This window comes from Flavobacterium sp. 1 (genome assembly GCF_002797935.1).
GTDB lineage: Bacteria > Bacteroidota > Bacteroidia > Flavobacteriales > Flavobacteriaceae > Flavobacterium.
Genome location: NZ_PGER01000001.1, coordinates 3,275,185 through 3,296,397, shown reverse-complemented (window position 1 = coordinate 3,296,397; position 21,213 = coordinate 3,275,185). Strand labels below are relative to the sequence as shown.

At 33.0% G+C, this 21,213-nt stretch carries 20 protein-coding genes and 2 tRNA genes; 17 read left to right on the top strand and 5 right to left on the bottom strand.

Annotated features, from left to right (window positions below):
- The first annotated feature begins 260 nt into the window (after positions 1 to 260).
- The 4 genes from CLU83_RS13190 (at position 261) to CLU83_RS13175 (ending at position 1,915) form a co-directional block, all read left to right on the top strand.
- Positions 261 to 333: transfer RNA gene (locus tag CLU83_RS13190), tRNA-Gly, on the top strand.
- Positions 334 to 377: 44 nt separating this feature from the next.
- Positions 378 to 453, top strand: a tRNA-Gly gene (locus CLU83_RS13185).
- 138 nt (positions 454 to 591) lie between these two features.
- Positions 592 to 939, top strand: a complete 348-nt coding sequence (locus CLU83_RS13180) for a transposase (protein WP_100429739.1) — start codon at positions 592 to 594, stop codon at positions 937 to 939.
- A gap of 22 nt (positions 940 to 961) precedes the next feature.
- On the top strand, positions 962 to 1,915 hold the full coding sequence (locus CLU83_RS13175; RefSeq protein ID WP_198512334.1) for a transposase: 954 nt from the start codon (positions 962 to 964) through the stop codon (positions 1,913 to 1,915).
- Between the two features lie 87 nt (positions 1,916 to 2,002).
- On the opposite strand, the gene pepE is transcribed toward CLU83_RS13175, so the two are convergent.
- A complete protein-coding gene (gene pepE, locus CLU83_RS13170; protein WP_100432038.1) occupies positions 2,003 to 2,710 on the bottom strand; it encodes a dipeptidase PepE in 708 nt (235 codons plus the stop codon).
- A gap of 191 nt (positions 2,711 to 2,901) precedes the next feature.
- Here pepE and CLU83_RS13165 point away from each other — a divergent pair, with 191 nt between their 5' ends.
- The 7 genes from CLU83_RS13165 (at position 2,902) to CLU83_RS13135 (ending at position 9,427) form a co-directional block, all read left to right on the top strand.
- The gene (locus CLU83_RS13165; protein WP_232727108.1) at positions 2,902 to 3,672 is read left to right on the top strand and encodes a carboxypeptidase-like regulatory domain-containing protein; all 771 of its coding nucleotides are present in this window, start codon (positions 2,902 to 2,904) and stop codon (positions 3,670 to 3,672) included.
- A 41-nt stretch (positions 3,673 to 3,713) separates the two neighbouring features.
- Positions 3,714 to 4,439 carry a hypothetical protein gene (locus CLU83_RS13160; protein WP_100432037.1) on the top strand — a complete coding sequence of 242 codons (726 nt, stop codon included), beginning with the start codon at positions 3,714 to 3,716 and terminating at the stop codon, positions 4,437 to 4,439.
- Between the two features lie 251 nt (positions 4,440 to 4,690).
- Positions 4,691 to 5,389: a hypothetical protein gene (locus tag CLU83_RS13155; protein WP_157802095.1), complete on the top strand. Its 699-nt coding sequence runs from the start codon at positions 4,691 to 4,693 to the stop codon at positions 5,387 to 5,389.
- Complete coding sequence (locus CLU83_RS13150; protein ID WP_100432035.1) at positions 5,386 to 5,889, top strand: DUF6702 family protein; 504 nt, start codon at positions 5,386 to 5,388, stop codon at positions 5,887 to 5,889. The genes CLU83_RS13155 and CLU83_RS13150 overlap by 4 nt, the downstream gene beginning before the upstream one ends.
- 66 nt (positions 5,890 to 5,955) lie before the next feature.
- Positions 5,956 to 8,205, top strand: coding sequence for a M1 family metallopeptidase (locus CLU83_RS13145; RefSeq protein ID WP_100432034.1), 2,250 nt, complete (start codon positions 5,956 to 5,958; stop codon positions 8,203 to 8,205).
- Positions 8,206 to 8,468: 263 nt separating this feature from the next.
- The gene (locus CLU83_RS13140; RefSeq protein WP_100432033.1) at positions 8,469 to 8,867 is read left to right on the top strand and encodes a twin-arginine translocase TatA/TatE family subunit; all 399 of its coding nucleotides are present in this window, start codon (positions 8,469 to 8,471) and stop codon (positions 8,865 to 8,867) included.
- Positions 8,867 to 9,427: a phosphatase PAP2 family protein gene (locus CLU83_RS13135; RefSeq protein ID WP_100432032.1), complete on the top strand. Its 561-nt coding sequence runs from the start codon at positions 8,867 to 8,869 to the stop codon at positions 9,425 to 9,427. Before CLU83_RS13140 ends, CLU83_RS13135 begins: the two co-directional genes overlap by 1 nt.
- A gap of 126 nt (positions 9,428 to 9,553) precedes the next feature.
- Here CLU83_RS13135 and CLU83_RS13130 read toward each other — a convergent pair whose 3' ends face one another.
- The 4 genes from CLU83_RS13130 to CLU83_RS13115 form a co-directional block, all read right to left on the bottom strand.
- Positions 9,554 to 10,195, bottom strand: a complete 642-nt coding sequence (locus CLU83_RS13130; protein ID WP_100432031.1) for an O-methyltransferase — start codon at positions 10,193 to 10,195, stop codon at positions 9,554 to 9,556.
- 202 nt (positions 10,196 to 10,397) lie between these two features.
- Positions 10,398 to 10,949 (bottom strand): YceI family protein, encoded by a 552-nt coding sequence (locus CLU83_RS13125; protein WP_100432030.1) that lies wholly within the window; start codon positions 10,947 to 10,949, stop codon positions 10,398 to 10,400.
- A 21-nt stretch (positions 10,950 to 10,970) separates the two neighbouring features.
- A complete protein-coding gene (locus tag CLU83_RS13120) occupies positions 10,971 to 12,377 on the bottom strand; it encodes a hypothetical protein (protein WP_100432029.1) in 1,407 nt (468 codons plus the stop codon).
- A gap of 11 nt (positions 12,378 to 12,388) precedes the next feature.
- Positions 12,389 to 12,952 carry a YceI family protein gene (locus CLU83_RS13115; RefSeq protein ID WP_100432028.1) on the bottom strand — a complete coding sequence of 188 codons (564 nt, stop codon included), beginning with the start codon at positions 12,950 to 12,952 and terminating at the stop codon, positions 12,389 to 12,391.
- 589 nt (positions 12,953 to 13,541) lie between these two features.
- On the opposite strand from CLU83_RS13115, the gene rlmN reads away from it, so the two are divergent.
- From rlmN to dnaG, 6 genes are all read left to right on the top strand, one after another.
- Positions 13,542 to 14,585 (top strand): 23S rRNA (adenine(2503)-C(2))-methyltransferase RlmN, encoded by a 1,044-nt coding sequence (gene rlmN / locus CLU83_RS13110; RefSeq protein WP_100432027.1) that lies wholly within the window; start codon positions 13,542 to 13,544, stop codon positions 14,583 to 14,585.
- 114 nt (positions 14,586 to 14,699) lie between these two features.
- Positions 14,700 to 15,677, top strand: a complete 978-nt coding sequence (locus tag CLU83_RS13105; protein ID WP_100432026.1) for a polyprenyl synthetase family protein — start codon at positions 14,700 to 14,702, stop codon at positions 15,675 to 15,677.
- A 171-nt stretch (positions 15,678 to 15,848) separates the two neighbouring features.
- Entirely contained in the window at positions 15,849 to 16,409 is a 561-nt protein-coding gene (locus CLU83_RS13100) for an RNA polymerase sigma factor (protein WP_100432025.1), read from the top strand.
- Complete coding sequence (locus CLU83_RS13095; RefSeq protein WP_100432024.1) at positions 16,396 to 17,112, top strand: hypothetical protein; 717 nt, start codon at positions 16,396 to 16,398, stop codon at positions 17,110 to 17,112. Before CLU83_RS13100 ends, CLU83_RS13095 begins: the two co-directional genes overlap by 14 nt.
- 47 nt (positions 17,113 to 17,159) lie before the next feature.
- Positions 17,160 to 18,758, top strand: a complete 1,599-nt coding sequence (locus CLU83_RS13090) for a hypothetical protein (RefSeq protein WP_157802094.1) — start codon at positions 17,160 to 17,162, stop codon at positions 18,756 to 18,758.
- A 334-nt stretch (positions 18,759 to 19,092) separates the two neighbouring features.
- On the top strand, positions 19,093 to 21,066 hold the full coding sequence (dnaG, locus tag CLU83_RS13085; protein ID WP_100432022.1) for a DNA primase: 1,974 nt from the start codon (positions 19,093 to 19,095) through the stop codon (positions 21,064 to 21,066).
- Positions 21,067 to 21,213 lie beyond the last annotated feature (147 nt).

Here is a 21,213-nt window from a genome sequence, read left to right as displayed (position 1 = left end):
AAAATGATTTGCTTCGGATGAATTATTTTCTTCAAATTTACATGTTTTGAATGGATTTCCTTTTTTGAAGGCTCCTTGCCGTAGAGATTAGACTTGCAAAGAGGCTATTGATTTGATGTTTTTCATGATTATTGAATAAAATAAAATCATAACATTTTAGTTTTAAAATGGTTGTAGGTATTATTGAAAAATGTCTGTTTATTTTTTAAAAAAAATTTGCAAATAACTGTTTTTATTATTTATCTTTGCACCTCAATAATGCGAAAGTAGCTCAGTTGGTAGAGCTCCAGCCTTCCAAGCTGGTTGTCGCGAGTTCGAGCCTCGTCTTTCGCTCTAGAATCAATTTTTTGATTTAAGGGTAATTTTTAATGATTAATGCGAAAGTAGCTCAGTTGGTAGAGCTCCAGCCTTCCAAGCTGGTTGTCGCGAGTTCGAGCCTCGTCTTTCGCTCCAAAACCTCAAATTTTATTTGAGGTTTTTTTTGCTCAAAAAATTATTTTTTTGAACCATTAAGAAATTAAGGGATCAAGAACAAAACCTTGGGAGGAAATGTTACAATAAAATAAGAGCTTTGTAATCTTATAATTTGAGATGACTCCTATTGACCTTTTAAAATTGATGCTGCCTGATTTTTTAGTAGACCACTTTGAAGTGGTTTCTACTACTAATACAGAAGAAATATTACACTTGTATTTTGAGGAAAAAATTAAGCCTCCACAAGAGTTTAATACATTTGAACTGGTATCAAAGGGCTTTTTGGATGAGATCACTATTCAGGATTTTCCTCTAAGAGGTAAGTTTGTGTATTTGCATATCAAAAGACGTCGCTGGACTAATAAAACCACAGGAGAAATTATTAAAAGAGATTGGAATTTAGTTGCCAAAGGAACCCGCATGACTCAAGAGTTTGCGGCTTTTTTAAAAGAAATTAATAGATAACAGCGCTACCGATTGTCATACCATTGGAGGTTTTTTCGGAGTAAACGGAAAGAAGCTCCAAAGACAATACAAAAAGCACTTGAGTTCCTTTAATACTTGGGATCCACGAGAACATGCACATCAATGGATTGTTTATCCTGAAAATATAGGTACTCATTTATCAATTGACGAAGTAGCTTTATCTCAGGGTGAACTTTATACTATTGTAACCAACAAGAAATTCAAAGGCAAAAAAGGTTCATTAGTTGCTATTGTTGCTGGAACCAAGGCTGATCAGGTTATAGAACACATCAGTAAGATTGATTATAAGAAGAGGAGCTGTGTCAAAGAGATAACACTTGACATGGCTAATTCCATGAAACTAATCTCTAAGAGATGCTTTCCAAAAGCAATACAAGTGACCGATAGGTTTCATGTTCAAAAATTAGCATTGGAAGCTTTACAAGAGATTAGAATCAAGCATCGATGGGAAGCTATGGATTTTGAGAATCAATTGATATTGCAGGCAAAAAGAGAGAATAAAACATATATCCCAGAGCTCTTGCCTAATGGAGATTCTCTAAAACAACTTTTGGCCAGAAGCAGGTATCTACTCTATAAATCTCGCGAAAAATGGACTGAAAATCAAAAAGAAAGGGCTCAAATGTTATTTGAATTATACCCCGATATAAAGACAGCATATAATCTAAATCAACAACTTCGAGGGATTTACAATAACAACAATGACAAACACATTGCCATGACCAAACTGGCGCATTGGTATAGAAATGTAGAGGAATCAGGCTTTAAAAACTTTAATATTCTGCTCAATACTATAACTTTTAACTACCAGTCAATTTTAAACTATTTTGACAATAGAAGCACAAATGCTTCTGCCGAATCTTTCAATGCAAAAATAAAAGCTTTTAGAAGTCAGTTTAGAGGAGTGAGAAATATAGATTTCTTCTTATTCAGATTATCCAATCTTTTTGCATAATCCCCAACTTTTGCTCCTGATCCAAATTAAGCTACATTAAGAGTTTTTAAAGCTTAATTATTCTTAATTTCTTAATGGTTTATTTTTTTAATTTAAAAAACTCAAATCACTTCCAGTTTCCAGTTCTTCGGGTAATTGATTTTGTCTAAAAAGCCTGGCTTGTAAATTTCCTTTCAGAGTAATTTTTTCCCCTTTTATGTCTAGCCAGCTTCCTTCGCGAAGCCCCAATACAGGCAATGAGTTGAAGGCATGAAACTCTTTTATTCTTGTTTCTCTTGTTTCTCCCATGTGTTTGGATTGATTGTCGGGATCTAAATAATGGGGATTTAAATTGAAAGGAATCAATCCTAAAGTTTGAAAACTTGGAGGATAGATAATTGGCATGTCGTTTGTGGTCTGCATTGTTAATCCGCAAATATTGCTTCCTGCGCTGGTTCCCAAATATGGTGTTCCTTTTTTAACAGTTTCCGCGAGTATATCCATCAGATCGTTTTTGTACAATTGAGTAACCAACAGGAAAGTATTGCCGCCACCTGTAAAAAAACCTTCGGCATTTTGGATGGCTTCCTTTTGGTTTTCAAATGTGTGAATGCCTTTCAATTCAATATTTATTTTGGCGAAAGCTACAGCTGCTTTCGAGGTATATTCGTCATGTGAGATGCCGCCGGGTCTTGCAAATGGTATAAAAAGAATCGTTTTGCAATCCTTAAAATGCAATTGCAGTTCGGGCAATAAATAGTCTAAGTATTCTCCATTATATAAAGTTGAAGTACTGGCAATAATGCAATTTTTCATTTTTTTATGTGTAAATATTCTTTGTAAAGGTATAAAATGATTGCTTTTTTATATGTTGGTGCTTTATTTTAATTAACAAACTTTTACAAATGCATTAATAATTAATTTGGAGAGGTTTGGGATACTTTTACATTTTGTAGATGAAGTTGGGATTAAGATTTTTTTTTGATATATCAACTAACTGATTGCTCGTGAATAATAATTTTACTTTTTTGTTTATTTCTTTTTTCATAATTCACCTGACCGCAGCTCAAACAAATGTTGAGAAATGGATAAATGGGCAAATAACGGTCAATGATATATCTCCGTTAGAAGGTGTCAATATTATGAATACTTCAAGTAAAGTTATGGCTGTTTCAGATCAATATGGTCATTTTTCGATTTTTGTCAAGGAAGGAGATATTCTAAATTTTTCGGCAGTTAATTATGAAAACTTGCGAAAATTCATCAATAAGAAGGAATTTAATTTAGGAAGTATTGCGGTTAATCTGACTCCAAAAACCATTGAATTGGATGAGGTGGTTATCAATAAATATTCGGATATAAATGCCGAGGATTTAGGAATAATTCCAAAAGATCAGGTCAAGTTAACTACAGCTGAGAGAAGGCTTCAGACCGCTGGTGACTTTAAACCTATACATTTATTAGGTTTGTTAGGCGGGATGTTGGCGGTTGATCCAATTTTGAACGCCATAAACGGAAGAACCAAAATGTTGAAAAAAGAACTTTCTATCGAAAAAAAGGAATTTTTGATGATAAAGATTGAGAACTTGTTTGAGGATAAATATTATATAGAAACCTTGAAAATACCCGAAGATCTCATTAAAGGATTTCAATATTATTGTATTGAAGACCTTGATTTTGTTAGATCATTAAAGGAGAAAAATAAAACCATGAGTATGTTTTTGATAGTTGGATTGGCTTCAGAATTTAATAAAAACCAAGGTGGTGATAAAAAATAATAGGGCAAAATTCTTTATCAAAAGATAAATTGTATTTATGTATGAAAAATAATTTAATTGTATTATTTGTTTTTTTAGGGCAATGCCAGTTTTTGACAGCACAAACTAATGCTGATAAAATCATAATTGGTACTGTAGTCTGCGATGCGAGAAATCTGGAAGGAATCAGTGTGATTAACTGCATGAATAAGATGATGGCTGTTACCGATAATAATGGCTGTTTTTCAATCTTGGCTAAAGAAGGAGATATACTGAATTTTTCGGGTATTGATTATAAGTATTTGAAAAAGTATGTTTACAGATATGAGTATAAGTCAGGAACTATGGTGGTTGACATGGTTTTCAACAGTGTTGAATTGGACGAGGTAATTATAAATAAAAATGCCAATATAACTGCCGAAAATTTAGGAATAATTCGTAGCGGGCAAATTAAGTTTACGCCTCAAGAAAGGAGGCTGTATTCTAACTCGGGAGGAATACAAGGTCTTTATAGCTTTCTTTCTGGCGAAAGAGAAACTCTTAAAATGAATGTTGAAATTGAAAAGAAAGAGCTGCTTTTGAAAAAAATGGAATATATGTTTGATGAGAAATACTATGTCAAAACGTTAAAAATTCCTGAGGAACTCATCAAAGGATTTCAATATTATTGTGTTGAAGACACTGAATTTGCAAAATCATTGGACGGCAAAAATAAAACAATGTCCATGTTTCTGATGACAAATTTAGCTTTTGTTTATAATCAAAACAGGGCTGAAAAGCAGGAATAATACAAAGATGAGTTTGTTTTTATGTTTTTAAAATATGGGTTTGCGGATTTTTATTTGAATCTGGATTTAATGAAAAATAAATATACTTCTTAAACTTAAGTTTTAAATAAAGTTGTAATTTTAATAGGTAAAAAAACGTAGTTTTGGATTTAAGATTCCCTTAACTGTTTATGTCACCTAAGTAATTATAAATGAAAAGTATATTGAAAATTTTGGTTTTGTTTTTAAGTTGTCAATTTTGTTTCGGCCAAATGCTAACTCGTAAAACACTGCATGGAAAAATAGTTAATGATTCTACGGCGATTGAAAGCGGTTTGGTTTTTAATGTAAATTCACAGACAGGAGATTTGATCGACAGTAAAGGATTGTTTAGTATTTTGGCCAAAGCCAATGATACTTTAGTTATTACAAGTTTGGGTTTTAAAAGTAAAAAAGTAATACTTAAAGTCTCGGATTTTACTTCTTCCTTTTATAAAATAAAATTGCATGCAGTTGCTAATGAATTACTTAATGTGGTTGTTTATGCTAAGCATGTACAGCATCCTGAATTTGGGAATACACAAAAAATTGTTGACACTCAGTACTTTGATGATAGTCAATCGTCTCCAAATAACATTTTGATGATACCTTCTGGGACAGGTGATCCTAATGCTATGGATGTTATTCGCGTTTATAATAAAATCTTTAAAAATTTATTCAAAAATAATCCTGAAAAATCTGATTTTGTTTCGGATGTCAGTTTCACAAATGTCGCTATGCATAGTGTCAGTTATTCTTTTTTTACCAATAAATTAAAAATCAAAGATGATCAAATTGGGCTCTTTCTCCTATATTGCGAGAATGACCCTAAATCGAAAACCTATCTTGATCCCAAACAGCAGATTGAGATTATGGATTTTTTAATTAATAAATATGATGCCTTTAAACATATTGCTTCTGTAGAAAAATGAAAAAACGGATAGTTTCGTTACTTTTATTAGCTTTTATCTTTTCGATGAGCAGTTTTGGCATGCATAAATTTTATATGGCCATTTACCAAATTAATTATGCTCCCGAAAAGAAAATGCTTCAAATAACGGCCCGCATTTTTGCAGATGATTTTGATAAGGCTTTAGAAAAAAAACACGGTAAAAAGTTTTTTTTTGGAACAAATAAAGAGACAGCTGAATCTTTAGAATTATTAAAAAAATACCTAGCTGAGAGTTTTTCTTTAAAAGTTAACGGACAGTCAAAAACTATGAATTTCTTAAGTAAGGAAATGGATGGAGATGTGCTGGTTTGTTATTTAAGTATTAAAGATATTTCGAAAATAAAAGAAATCGAAATTTATAATTCGATATTAACCGATTATTTTGCTTCGCAGCAGAATATTGTAAATGTGACTGCATTTAATGTAAAAAGAAGCTTCCTTTTTACAGAAACATCAACTAAAGAAGTGTTAAAATATTGATGGTTAACGGCAATTTTGTTAAAAATTGTTATTTTCACCGTTTAAAAACAACTCTAGCTTTAGTTTATGAGAAAATTTTCAATATTATTTATTCTTCCAACAATTTTATTGGCACAGGAAAAAGCAGTCACTCCTGCTGTTAAACAAGCAGGTAAGTACGACACAAACAAATTTAGCCAAATGTATGATTTATTGGCAACGCCCAACATGTTTCGTACAGCATCAGGTGCGCCAGGGCCTGCTTATTATCAGCAACAGGCTGATTATAAGATTGATATTGAGCTTGATGATAAGAATACTAGATTAAGCGGATCAGAAACAATTACCTATTATAATAATTCTCCAGATAATTTAGAATATTTGTGGGTGCAGCTGGATCAAAACCAAGGGGCAAAAAATTCTCAAACGCCATTAGTCAAAAACGATAAAATAGAATCTGTTTTAACTCTGGCTAAATTTACAGATGAATATTTGAAACAAGATTTGGAACGTGGTTTTAATATAGAATATGTAAAAGATGCAAAAGGAAATCCGATGTCTTATACTATCAATCAAACCATGATGCGCATCAATTTGGTTACTCCAATGAAACCAGGGGAGAAACTTACCTTTTCTACAAAATGGTGGTATAATATTAATAATTATCAAAAAGAAACAAGCAATGGACGTTCTGGATATGAATTCTTTGAAAAAGATGGAAACAGATTATACGTTATAGCTCAGTTTTATCCTAGAATGGCTGTGTACAATGATGTTGAAGGTTGGCAGAATATGCAGTTTTGGGGAGGCGGTGAATTTGCTTTGCCATTTGGAAATTTTGATGTAAATATTACGGTTCCTGCTGATCATGTTATTGATGCAACAGGAGAATTAATGAATAGAAGCGAAGTTTTTACAGCTGAACAGTTAAAAAGATACGAATTGGCTCAAAAATCATTTGATAAACCTGTGGTTATTGTAACACAAGCCGAAGCTGAAGCGGCCGAAAAAGGATTTTCGGATAAGAAAAAAACATGGAAATTTAGTGCTAAAAATGTTAGGGATTTTGGTATTGCAACTTCAAGAAAATTCATTTATGATGCCATGGCTGTGCAGATGGGAAGCAGAGTAGTTATGGCCGAATCAGTTTATCCAAAAGAAGCTAATCCGCTTTGGGGTGAAACATCCACAAAAACGGTTGCACATACTTTAAAAAGTTATTCATCTCATACTTTTGACTACCCTTATCCAAAAGCAGTATCAGTTTCTGCAGAAGATCAAGGAATGGAATATCCTATGATTTGTTGGAATTATGGACGTCCAGACGAAAATGGAGTGACTAGTGAACAAACTAAGAATGGAATGATGGGGGTTATTATTCATGAAGTTGGGCATAACTTTTTTCCAATGATTGTTAATTCAGATGAACGTCAGTGGACTTGGATGGACGAAGGTTTGAATTCATTTATGGAGTATATGGCAGAACAGGAGTTAGGAACTAATTATCCTTCTCGACGTGGTCCGGCTAAAAATATTGTCCCTTATATGAGCGGAGATCAAAAGTTTTTAGAGCCTATTATGTCGAATTCTGAAAGTATTATTCAGTTTGGTAATAATGCTTATGGAAAACCTGCGACAGGACTTAATATTTTAAGAGAAACTATTATAGGGCGTGAGCTGTTTGATTATGCATTCAAAATGTATGCAAACAGATGGAAATTCAAACATCCAACTCCGGAAGACTTTTTTAGAACAATGGAAGATGCATCAGCGGTTGATTTAGATTGGTTTTTTAGAGGCTGGTTTTATTCAACAGATTTTGTTGATATTGGAATTAACAGTGTAAAGCAATACTTTGTTACTGAAACTCCAACTGTGGCTTTAAAAGAAACTAAAGTAAGAAAAGGACGTTTTGGTTTTGAAAAAGGACCATTTATTTATTTAGTTGACGGGGATAATTCAGAATTGAATTCTTCTTCAAAGAAACCAATGGAACTGGAAGAAGTAAAACTGCTTTCTGATTATGTAGACCAGAATGTTGCTCCTGAAGAGAAAGTAAATTTGAAGAATCCTAAATTCTTTTACGAAGTAGAATTCAATAAGCCAGGAGGAATGCCAATGCCTATTATAGTTCAAATTACTTATGAAGACGGAACGGTTGATAATTACAAATATCCGGCACAGATTTGGAGACAAAATAATGAAACAACAAAGAAAGTATATGCTGTTTCAAAAGCAATAAAACAAATTCAGATCGATCCAAAATTAGAAACTGCAGATATTGATGTGACCAATAATTCATGGCCGAAAGTGGAAGCAAAATCAAAGTTTGATTAGGTTAAAAGGCACTAAGTTTTTAAGATGCTGAGTTTTTAAGATTTTTTGAGCGAATAAAGAAAGCTTAGGATTTTAGAAACTTGGCATTTTTTTCTTTTAAGAGTGTCAGATGAGAATTGGCTAATATTTTTAACTCTAAATCAAGGACTTTGGAACTTAGTTACTTAGTATCTTAAAAACTTAGTGTCTTTTTAGCTTTTTAAGACAATTTTAAAAGACAAAGTTTTAAATTTTAATATCTTTGCTTTTTAAATTCAAAAAATATGTTTGGAATAGGAGGAGGCGAATTAGTTTTTATTTTGTTTATTGTATTGATGCTTTTTGGTTCCGATAAAGTGCCCGAAATGGCACGGACAATGGGCAAAGCAATGGCACAGCTTAAAAATGCAACCAATGATATCAAAAGCGAAATTCAAAAAGGAGCCGAAGCCAATGGTTTTGATCAAAAGACGCTGAATGAGCTGACAGGCGGTATTAACTCTGAAATCAACAAAGCCAAAAGCAGTATTTTGGGCGATACTTCAAATACATTCACAGGAATTACTGACACCTTTACTTCCGAAGTAAACAAAACCAATGAAAGTTTAGCGAGCGGTTCAACAAATCCAGATGGTTCCTCAATTTTAGAGGATATAACGGGGCCAGTAAAACGTCAAATGTAATGCTCGATAAAATACTTTCGCTAGATACTCAATTATTTATTTATCTTAATGGATTAGGATCAGAGACCTATGATGGACTTTGGCTTATTATTACTAAGCAGGTCAATTGGATTCCTTTTTTTCTGCTGTTGTTTTATCTTATTTATACTAAGCTAGGGTTGAAGAAAACAGGTTATTTATTGCTTTTTGTTGCTGTTTTAGTGTTGGCTACAGATCAAATTACGAATCTGTTTAAATATTCTTTTCAGCGTGCAAGACCTTGTAATAACCCCGAAATAAACACCGTTATAAGAGTTGTTCAAACGCGCTCCTCTTTTAGTTTTTTCTCAGGACATGCGGCCAATACCATGGCGGTTGCCACATTTTTATTTCTTATTTTTAAAAATCAATTCAAGTATTTTGGACTGTTGTTTCTTTGGCCATTAATCTTTGCTTACAGCCGTATTTATTTAGGACTGCATTATCCGTTAGACATTTTTTCAGGATATCTGTGCGGATTAATCACGGGTTTTTTTATGTATAAAGGATACCAATGGGTGCTCAAAACAGGAAAGATTTAAGATAGCAGAAATCAGATAGCATGCAGTAGAGACTGTCGAAAGATAAGATAAAAGAAGACAAATTTAATTCATAAAAAAATCCCATTCGCCAGTGAATGGGATTTTTTTATGAATCTGCAATCTGCATTAAAGCACCCTGCTTACAGTTAATCCGTCGCGAATTGGCAATAAAACCGTTTCTACTCTTGGGTCTTCTTTAAGCAATTGATTGTATTCTACCAGTATTTTGGTACTGATGTCGTTGGGATGTATTGGCTCTAAAACTTTACCGCTCCATAATACATTATCCGATAAAATAATGCCCCCTTTGTTCATTTTTGGCAAAATCATTTCAAAATAGTTGAGGTAATTTTCTTTGTCGGCATCGATAAAGACTAAATCAAATTTCAAATCCAGATTGGGAATAATGGCAATGGCTTCGCCAAGATGTTGTACAATCTGCTTTCCCCAAGGTGATTTGTCAAAATGCTTGCGCTGAAAATCAACCAATTCTTCCTTGATGTCGATTGTGTGCAACTGACCATTCTCTTGCATGCCTTCGCATAAACACAAAGCCGAATAACCTGTGTAAGTTCCAATCTCCAGAATATTCACGGGCCGAATCAATTTGGAGAGCATGCTTAAAACTCTGCCTTGAAAATGTCCGCTTAACATTCGCGGTAATAATATTTTTTGGTAAGTTTCTTTATTAAGCGCAGCTAATAATTCGGGTTCTTTTTCAGAATGCTGTTCGATATAATCTTCTAAATCTTGTGAAATGAAATGCATTTTTTGCGTTGTTGAAATTTGCCGTAAAGTTATTCATTTAACATTTATAAAAAAGGAGTTGTATTTGATTTTGAAGAAGAAAACGGATTTGGTTAATTACAAACAGAGCCATTTGATGATAATTTTTAATCAAAGCCATTATGAAAACAAAAGAACAATAGTGCATTTGTTTTTAGGATTCGTAATTGCAAATAGGGATTATTTATAATTTATACAGAACGAAATGAATGACAAATTCATCCTTTACTTTTATAATACCGCCCATTTTTGTTGGAGGCTCAAGAGCAATATCCGAAAAATTTACTGCTACAGTACCTTCCAAAGATTGTTTAGCAGTTTTTAAAATCATATTCTGATAGGAAAGAGTTTTGTCGGTTATGCGAAAATTCAAAACGCATTTATAATTGGTTCCAAATGGTTTTATGTTGGTAATGGTGACGGTGCTTTTTGGAAACTTTGTTGCTTTAACGGTAGTTTTAAGGTCTTTGTTCATGATTCTGTTGCCACAATCAAAATTGCTCATTGAAATTTCAGACTTTAAACTGTTTTTAGTATTTGAATTTAAATTGATGGTATCTTGGTATGTAAAAGAATTGGAACAGCTGTACTTGCCTATTGTAGAATTTCCTAGGATTTCTATTTCGAGTCTGTCAATGATGATGATGTTCGGCTCAATTAATGAAGAAATGGGTTTAGCACTTCCTAATGAAAGGAAAAGTGCCAAACCCATTATTGTAATTACTAATTGTCTCATTTGTTAGAATGAAATGCCTTATTAGAATGAAATCGCAGCTTCAAACACTAGACCGTTGAATTTACCTCCATAAAAATTATTGGCGTTTCCAGTAGGTACGTTTCCAACAAATTGTGTGTAATCTCTATAGTTTTGATTAACATAATCTAATTTTGCAACAATGTTTTTAGTCATGAACCAACCAATGCTTGATTCAAATTTGTCTACAGTAACTTTTTTTGCATCTGCATTAGCTAGTTTTCCTGATACAGTATTGTATTTTCCAGCGATATAGAATTGTTCTGTTTTTCCAAATCTGTAAATAACCTCTCCAGCATATTGGTTAGCAGTACGTTTGTCGTCAACACCCGCTTTATCTCCTCCCGAAGCTAATTCGACAGTTCCAAAGAACTCAAGACCTTTATATTTTACAAAAGGGTTGATCATGATTGAAGTAGCCCAGTTTTTAAAGTTAGGGTTGAAGGTTGCTTCTGGTGTAGAAGTTGCATTATAACTAGTAGGAACGGCAATTGGATTAGCAACAGTATTAGGATTATTAGGATTAGTATAAGCATTATTGTTCAATACCCCCCAAAAACCAAATCCTGATCTAGAAGAAGAATATATATTTGAGTTACCTAAGTTCGCATTATGGTAGTAAGAACCTGTAAGTCTAACTCTCAAATCTTTGTCAATTTGTTTGTCATAACCAAGTTTGGCCAAGATTGTAGGGCTAACTGCTGTATTTGCATCAGGTCCTGCAGTATAAAAAACTTCTTGAGTACCTTGATTTAAATTTCCATTTGTAGCACCCAACATGCTTACCAATCCGTTTCTGTTGTAATATACTTCAATACCCATCTCTGTACTGAATGCATTCATGATGTTGTTTCCAACAAATGCATTTCTAAGCGTGCTACCGTTGTCAGAACTTCTAAAGTGTGCATCACCGAAGTTGTTCTCCATTTGTCCGATTTTAATTGTAGCGTATTTCATGATATCTGCAAGGAAGTATTTTTTGATGAAGTCCAGCTTGTCAATTTGTAAATATCCTCCTCTTGCATAAGTATCATTGTGGTGTCTTGAAGCTAAATAAATATCTAGATTTACTCTTACACCATCATACAATTGAGCACCAATAGTCATATCAGCTGCGGGAAGAACGAAATTGTTTTCAGTATTCATTAATCGATATCCAGTAATTTTTGAAGGCGCAGTAAAAGTTTCTGGTTGGTCATTGAACGAATTTATTGCCTGGAAATCCATATTGAATGCACCTCCTAAATCAACGCTGATTCCAGTGAATTCCTTATCGTCTTTTTTAACGTCAAAAACGTTGATTCCATCTTTGCTTCTTGAAATTTGATTTTGCATGTTCCCAAATGATACTTGAGCGTTTGCTGTGGCCATAGTTAATAAACCTGCAGCTAAGAAATAAATTTTTCTCATGGTTGTGGTATTTAGTTAAAATTTAAGTTGAATTTTATTGTTAAGTCTTCTCCTGTTTTTATTGCACCAAACATGGCCGTTGGAGATTTCATGCCAAACTCGGCGAATTTTATTTTGTTTGATCCCTGCAAGTTTACTACTCCATTTGTAACGGTAGTTTTTACTTGTGTTTTTAATATTTTGGAAACTCCTGCAATCGTGTAGGTGCCGGTAAGATTCCAAGTAGTTTCATTTACTTTTTCAGCAGATTTTAAAACATATTTGATGTTTTTGAATTTGTCAGTTTTTAAAGTTTCATAAGCGACTTTATCCATACTCTTTTTTTCGCTTTTAATGGTTTCAGCCGGTAGAGTAATATCGATACTGTTAATATCTGTTAATTTTGAATCGGCCACGGTAAGATTTGCTGTTCCTGTTTTTGAGGCTGATTGCATTTCCCAATCATGAAGTGTTGAAGTTCCAAGTACTGAAAAATTTGTTTTTGTGTCTAAAGTGTAGGTTTTTTGAGCGTTTGCAGTTAAGGTCATTGCAAACAAAACCATCGAGGTAATAATTGTTTTAATTGTTGATTTCATGACTTTTATTTAAAATTATTTGTAATTAAGCGTTAGTAAGGATATTAGGATTTTATTATTAATTTTCATTTAAATCACAATATTTGCTTTTACTTGTACAAATGTAGGGGGGATGTCAAAATAAGAATATGATATAAATCATGTTAAGAAAAATATAAAAAATGTATTTTATTCAATGATTGCTCTAAAACACCTACGATAACGTTTTTTATTGTTTTTCTTTAGATTCATTTAAAATAAAAAACTCAACTTTATCCCTTTATAAATAAGGCTTCATGTAAATAATGTAGGAAAAAAGACTCTTTTATATTATTTTAATTTATTTTTTATCACGTTGTAAAATTGTGATGTATTTCTTTCAAATAAATTTGTAATGTAAAGATAAAATATTTTTTAGTACCACAATCAATTTGTTTAAATATTGTTTTTTTGATATTACAGAATATAGACTTGTTAAAAGAAAAAAGTGAAAAGAGTCGGGAATACATTTTGTAAAATAAAACTATAGAAACGGATATTATTCTACTGTTATTGTTTAAAATTAGGTCTTCAAATCAACAATTCAACAAATAGTCACTAAATTTGCGCCATGCAAATTGAGAAAAAAGACATACGGGCATTATCCAAAGATCAGCTGAGAGATTTTTTTGTAACTAATGGTGATAAAGCATTTCGGGGCAATCAAGTTTATGAGTGGTTATGGAGTAAAGGGGCGCACAGTTTTGAGGATATGACCAATGTGGCCAAAAGTACCCGTGCCATGCTGGAAAATCATTTTGTCATTAATCATATCAAAGTGGATACGATGCAGCGAAGTGAAGACGGAACGGTTAAAAATGCCGTTCGGTTACATGATGGATTGGTGGTGGAAAGCGTTTTGATTCCAACCCAAACCAGAACTACAGCTTGTGTGTCGAGTCAGGTAGGCTGCAGTCTGGACTGTAATTTTTGTGCTACCGCAAGGTTAAAGCGTATGCGCAACTTGGAACCCGCCGAAATTTACGACCAAGTTATTGCCATTGATAAAGAAAGCAGACTCTATCATAATCATCCTTTGTCAAATATTGTTTTTATGGGAATGGGCGAACCGCTTATGAACTACAATAATGTTTTGAAGGCGATAGAAATGATTACTTCTCCAGAAGGATTAGGAATGTCTCCAAAACGCATTATGGTTTCTACCTCGGGGATTCCTAAAATGATAAAAAAATTGGCTGATGATGAAGTAAAATTCAAATTGGCAGTTTCGCTGCACTCCGCCATAGACAGCATTCGTTCCAGAATCATGCCGTTCAGCGAAAATTTTCCTTTGACAGATTTGCGTGAAGCGTTGGAATATTGGTACCGAAAAACAAAGTCCAAGATATCCTATGAATATGTAGTTTGGAAAGGAATCAATGATGATAAAGCTTCGATTGATGCCTTAGTAAAATTCTGCAAATACGTTCCCTGCAAAGTTAATTTGATTGAATATAATCCAATTGACGACGGAGAATTTCAGCAAGCTCCAGAAGAATCTATAAATGCCTATATAAAAGCGTTAGAAGCGACAGGTATTGTTGTGAAAGTAAGAAGAAGCCGTGGGAAAGATATTGATGCAGCCTGCGGACAATTAGCTAATAAAGAAGCTTAGATGTTCAACTGGCAAGTGATAATAAAGCATCTGAACGGAAATAACAATAATTTAATTACACTTAGAATAAATGATTGACGTTTTTTTATTTAAAATAGTATATTTGGCATTCAAATGAATATCACTACACAAATAAAACAGCCAATAGTTAACGAAATGGAACTTTTTGAGAAAAAGTTCTACGAATCGATGACTTCCAAAGTGGCACTTTTAAACCGCATAACTTACTATATTGTCAATAGAAAAGGAAAACAAATGAGACCTATGTTCGTTTTCTTGATGGCAAAAATGGTATCCAAAGGTTCCGTCAACGAGAGAACATATAGAGGAGCTTGCGTAATTGAGCTGATTCACACTGCAACATTAGTTCACGACGACGTGGTTGATGACAGTAATCGCCGAAGAGGTTTTTTCTCCATTAATGCACTTTGGAAAAACAAAATTGCTGTGTTAGTTGGTGATTATTTGTTGTCCAAAGGATTATTGCTTTCCATTGATCATGGTGATTTTGATTTGTTGAAAATTATTTCAGTCGCTGTCCGAGAAATGAGCGAAGGGGAATTGCTTCAAATTGAAAAAGCCAGAAGACTTGATATAACCGAAGCCATTTATTACGAAATCATCCGAAAAAAAACGGCTACACTTATTGCAGCCTGCTGTGCCCTTGGTGCAAGATCTGTTGTGGAAGATGAGGTGCAGGTAGAGAACATGAGAAAATTTGGTGAACTTATTGGAATGGCATTTCAGATAAAAGACGATTTATTCGATTACTCTGAAGAAGCGATTGGTAAGCCAACAGGAATTGACATCAAAGAACAAAAAATGACTCTGCCTCTTATTCATGTTCTTAATAATTGTACTCCAAAAGAAAAAAGCTGGCTTATCAACTCGATAAAAAACCACAATAAGGATAAAAAAAGAGTCAAGGAAGTAATTACTTTCGTAAAAGACAATAACGGCTTACTTTATGCTGAAAATAAAATGATAGAGTTTCAACAAGAAGCACTACAGCTGCTAAATGATTACCCAGAATCCGACTATAAAGCAGCACTTATTTTAATGGTGAACTACGTTATCGAAAGGAAGAAGTAAATTTTAAGTTTAAAAAAAAATCACTTTTTTGTAATTTTAAATATTTGATAAATAGCTACTTAAAGTATTTGTCTGAATAAATCGTACTTTTATTTTTAACTTTTTTTTAAATCCATGCAACCTTTTTGGTTTGATTCTCGTCTATACTAATAGAAACACTTTTTAAAGATTTTGAAAGTAATTAATTTACATCAGGAAGAAAATGAAATAATTGCATTGGCTGTCAAAAACAACCGACAGGCGCAACAATGTATTTATTCCAAATATTCGCCAAAGATGTTAAGTGTCTGCCGACAGTATATAAAAGATTTGCAATTGGCCGAAGATGTTATGATCACCGCTTTTATGAAAGTGTTTGTCAACTTAGGACGATTTGAAAATAAAGGAAGTTTTGAAGGCTGGATAAGGCGTATAATGGTCAATGAATGTATTTCATTTATTCGAGTTGAAAAAAAAATAAGCTTTGTTGAGGATGAATTTTTTTTTGAAGAAAGTTTTAATAATATCGAAAGTCATTTTTCTGTAGAAGATATCCAATTTTTGATTGACAGTTTACCCGATGGTTATAAAATGGTTTTCAATTTATTTGCTATTGAAGGATACAAACATCAGGAAATTGCAAGTTTGTTAGGGATAAATGAAGGGACGTCAAAGTCACAGTTATCACATGCGAGAAAGATGCTGCAAGAACAGATTAATAAGTTAAAAAATTATTGTTATGGAACCGAATAAAATTGAAAAACAATTCAAAGAGCAATTAAATTTTCGGGAGATAAAACCTTCGGAAAAGGCATGGGACAAATTAGACGCAATGCTTACTGCTGCTGAGAAACCAAAACGCAATTTTAGGTGGTTTTATGTTGCCGCAAGTATTTTTGGTTTTTTATTGGTTGGGACGGTTTATTTTAATCGTTTTGAAACTGTAGAGATAAATAATGATAAACCAACAGTTTTAGAAGAAAAAGGGAATGTAAATAATTTAGACGGATCAAAAATAGTCAACAAAGGTGTTTTGAATGGACAAATTCAAAAAAAAGTAACGAAGACGCAAACCGTTGTTGCTTATAGTAACGACCAAAATAAGCAGCTAAATCAACTCAAAAACAAAGAGGAGCTTTCAATCATCAATCATTTAAAAGAGGATAGTGTAATAGTTAATTCATCCGAAAACAAGAATTACCAATCGACTACTGCAAATAAATACATTTCAGCAGAAAAATTATTAGCTGAAGTCAGTGATGCTAAATTTGAAACAAAAGCTACTGACGAAACAATTGAAAAAAAGAGAAAAGCTATTTCAGTAAATCCAAACGATTTATTGTTAAATGCTGAAACCGAATTAAATCAATCTTTTAGAGAATCTGCATTGGACAGATTTAATAAAAAATTTAATGCTGTAAAAACTGTTTTAGTTAATAGAAATTACGAAGAATAAATAAAAATCATCATCAATCATCAATCATCAATCAAAAAACGAAAATCATGCAAAAAATTATGTTGTTTACAATAATAATGTTGGTTGCTATGGCAACTAAATTAAATGCCCAGAACAAAGACAGTTATAAACATATTTTAGACTGGACTTATTGGCAAGCTGAACCAGAAAAATATGAAATGAATCTTCAAAAAAATCCTGAATCCAGTGACCAAAATATCTTTACAATTAAATCAGTTCAAAGTAAAATTAACGGTTTTGGGACTCTTATGAAAACCACCAAAACTGATTTGTATCTAGGTAAAACAGTTAAAATGACTGGGTTTGTAAAAAGTGAGAAGGTTAAGTCTTGGGCTGGGCTTTGGATGCGGGTTGATTATTATCATGCTCGTGTACTCGCTTTCGATAACATGGAAAGAAGGCCTATTAAAGGATCAACTGATTGGACTAAATATGAAGTTGTTTTGTTTGTTCCGGCGGAAGCAACATCTATTTCTTATGGAGTTTTATTGGATGGAACAGGCCAGGTTTGGTTTAAAGATGTAAAGCTTGAAGTGGTTGATGATACTGTTCCCGAAACTGGTTCGAATAAAGGACGGGAACACAAAGTAATTTCATTTGAAACAAAAGCAAAAGCAATTGGCGATCAAATTAAAGCAATAACAGATCATGAAAAAAATACTTTAAAAACTGAAATAGATTCATTGGATAAAGAAGTTGCAAATGGAATGATTCCTAAGGAAAAAGCTGAAGCGCTTAAATTAAAAAAAGCTGAAGTACGTGCTGCTAATATTGAAAAAAAGGTCGCTGTTGAAGAAGGTAAATTAAATCGATTAGTTCAAGATAGAGTTGATGGAAAAGTTGAAGTAGAAAATGTAAACAAAAGGGAAGGTGCAAGATTTACAATTGGAGATTTTAATGATTGTACTGATGAGGATAAAACAATAGTTAATCTTACATCTATGAAAGTATATCATGGACAAAAGGACGTGGAAAATAGGCAGTCTAAGAGAACTACAACTCAATTTGTATTTGCTTTTGGAGCAAACAATTTAGTAACCGATAAGCAGGTTGCCAACTCCGATTTTAAATATTGGAAATCTCACTTTTATGAATGGGGATTGACTGGCAACACTAGGATTCTGAAAGACGACAATCTGCTGCATTTTAAATACGGAATGTCGTTAATGTATAATAATCTTCGGGCTACAGATGATCGTTATTTTGTTAAGAACGGTACACAAACTGATTTAGTAAACAGTACAGTGCATTTAGAAGAATCCAGATTTAGAAATGTGTATATCATGGTGCCTCTGCATTTAGAATTTGATTTTACAAAGAAAGAAATTCGTGATGATGTTAATTATTTTAAAACTCATAAAAGTGCGAGAATTGGTATAGGCGGATATGCCGGATTTAGAGTAAAATCAAAGCAGATTTTTAGCTTTGAAGATGCCAGCGGCAATGATGTGGAACAAAAAACCAAGGGAAATTATAATGTTAATGACTTTAATTATGGGGTGAGTACTTATGTTGGATATAAGTCAACAAGCTTGTATTTGAAATACGATTTGCAGCCTTTATTCGAAAATAATATTGTTGATCAAAATAATATTTCATTAGGACTTCGTTTCGATTTTAATTAGTTAAGTTTTTTATTGTAAAAAAGTGTTTCAGAGATGAAGCACTTTTTTTATTTATACTAGTGCTTTTTCTAATGCGAACATAACTCTAATCATTTTAACCGAAAGGAGCGCAAAGTTTTTTGTTTTTTTGAAAGCGCAAGGAACGCAAAGCTTTGCGGTCTTTGCGGAATACAGATAAATTAAAGTCATTGCGCCCTTGCGGTAAATAAAAAAGTTAGGTAGAATTCAAATGAAGCAGATTTCTAATATGGAATCTGGGTTTAAAGTTTGATTTGTGTATTTTTGTAACCATTCGAATTCTCGAAAGGATTACCATTAAATATTCTCATAAATTTTGATAGCACAAGCAACCATAGATACAGTTTTTGAAACCGCTCGAGTAGAGGAGGTTATTGGAGATTTTGTACAATTAAAAAGAGCAGGAAGTAATTTTAAGGGGCTGAGTCCGTTTTCGGATGAACGTTCTCCGTCTTTTATGGTTTCGCCAGCCAAAGGGATTTGGAAAGATTTTAGTTCGGGAAAAGGAGGTAACTCGGTTGCTTTTTTGATGGAACATTCGCATTTTACGTATCCCGAAGCCATTCGTTATTTGGCCAAAAAATACAATATCGAGATTGAGGAAACGGAACGATCAGAAGAAGAAAAATTAAATACAGATGTTCGCGAAAGTATGTATTTGGTTTCTGAATTTGCAAAAACCTATTTTCATACGACACTTTTAAACACTGAAGAAGGGAAAGCCATTGGGCTTTCTTATTTTAAAGAGCGTGGTTTTACTAACGAAACCATCAAGAAATTTTCTTTAGGATATTCACCGGAAACTTGGGATGCTTTTACAAAAGAAGCGTTAGGTAAAGGATATAAAATGGAATTTCTTGAAAGCACTGGACTTACCATTGCCAGAGAAGACCGTCCTTTTGACCGATTCAAAAGCAGGGTGATGTTTCCTATTCAAAGTATGTCTGGAAGGGTACTTGGTTTTGGTGGCCGAATTTTGACCAATGACAAAAAAGCTGCTAAATATTTAAACTCGCCCGAGAGTGAAATTTACCATAAAAGTAAAGTGTTGTATGGTATTTTTCAAGCGAAACAGTCCATAGCCAAACTAAATAATTGTTTTTTGGTCGAAGGATATACTGATGTTATTCAGTTTAATCAAGCGGGTATTGAGAATGTGGTTGCCTCTTCGGGAACGGCTCTTACACCGGATCAAATTCGGTTAATCAATAGGCTGACCAAAAACATTACCGTTCTATTTGACGGGGATGCGGCAGGACTTCGCGCTTCTGTCCGCGGGATTGATTTGATTCTTGAAGAAGGAATGAATGTAAAAGTTTGTGCATTTCCAGATGGAGAAGATCCAGACAGTTTTGCCAAGAAAACGCCTTATGAAGAATTAGTTGCCTATTTAGATAACAATGCCAAGGATTTTATTCAGTTTAAAGCATCTCTATTAATGAATGATGCTAAAAACGATCCAGTTAAGAAAGCTGATCTGATTCGGGATATGGTACAGAGTATTTCGAAGATTCCGGACAGAATCCAGAGGGAAATCTACATACAGGAATGTTCCAGAATAATGGATATTTCCGAGCAGGTTTTAACTAGTACTTTGGCGCAGTTGGTGCAAAAAGATGTTGCCGAAGTAGGAAAAAAAGCAAAACAAGAGCAAAAAGCTTTTGAAGTTGTGAAAAATGAAAATCCAGTTGAAGCTGAAAAAGTTGATGTGTTGTATCGTTTGGAGCGTAAAATAATTGAAATATTATTGTTGTACGGGAATAAAATTGAAGTTTTTGATTATTTATTAATAGGAACAAATGAAGGAGATATTGAGAAGAAATCAATTAAAAAAGAATTGAAAGTCTATGATCAAGTTTATTTAAGTTTGCAGGAGGATGAAACTTTATTGTCTAATCCATTATTTTTGGAATTATATCAAAGTATTATAAATTATTATCATCAAAACGATGAATTTAATTTAGAACAATATTTAACTCAATTGCCTCAACATCTTTCTCAAGAAGTTACTAATATTATAATGGATGATGAGCAATACTCATTGGACAATTGGGAAGGACAAAATATTCTTGTAAAACAAAAAGAAGAATCTATTAGTCAATATGTTACAGATAACATTTTTCGTTTACGTTCTTTTTTAATTCGTCAAATTGTTCAGCAATTTTTGAAATCAATTTCTACTGATTCTAAAATTGATAATTCAGAAATCCTATCCGATATAAATGACTATAATAATCTTAATAAAGATATATGTGTATTTTTAGGTGTGGTCGTTCAAAATTATAATTAATTTCATTCGTTGGATTTATAAATGAAACATATTTAATAATAAAAACTCTGTATCAAATGAACCAGGTTCAGATAATACAGAGTCAATGTCTTTGGCGATGGATTACTATAAACTAATCAATTCTTTTTCAAAAAAATTAGGAAGAGT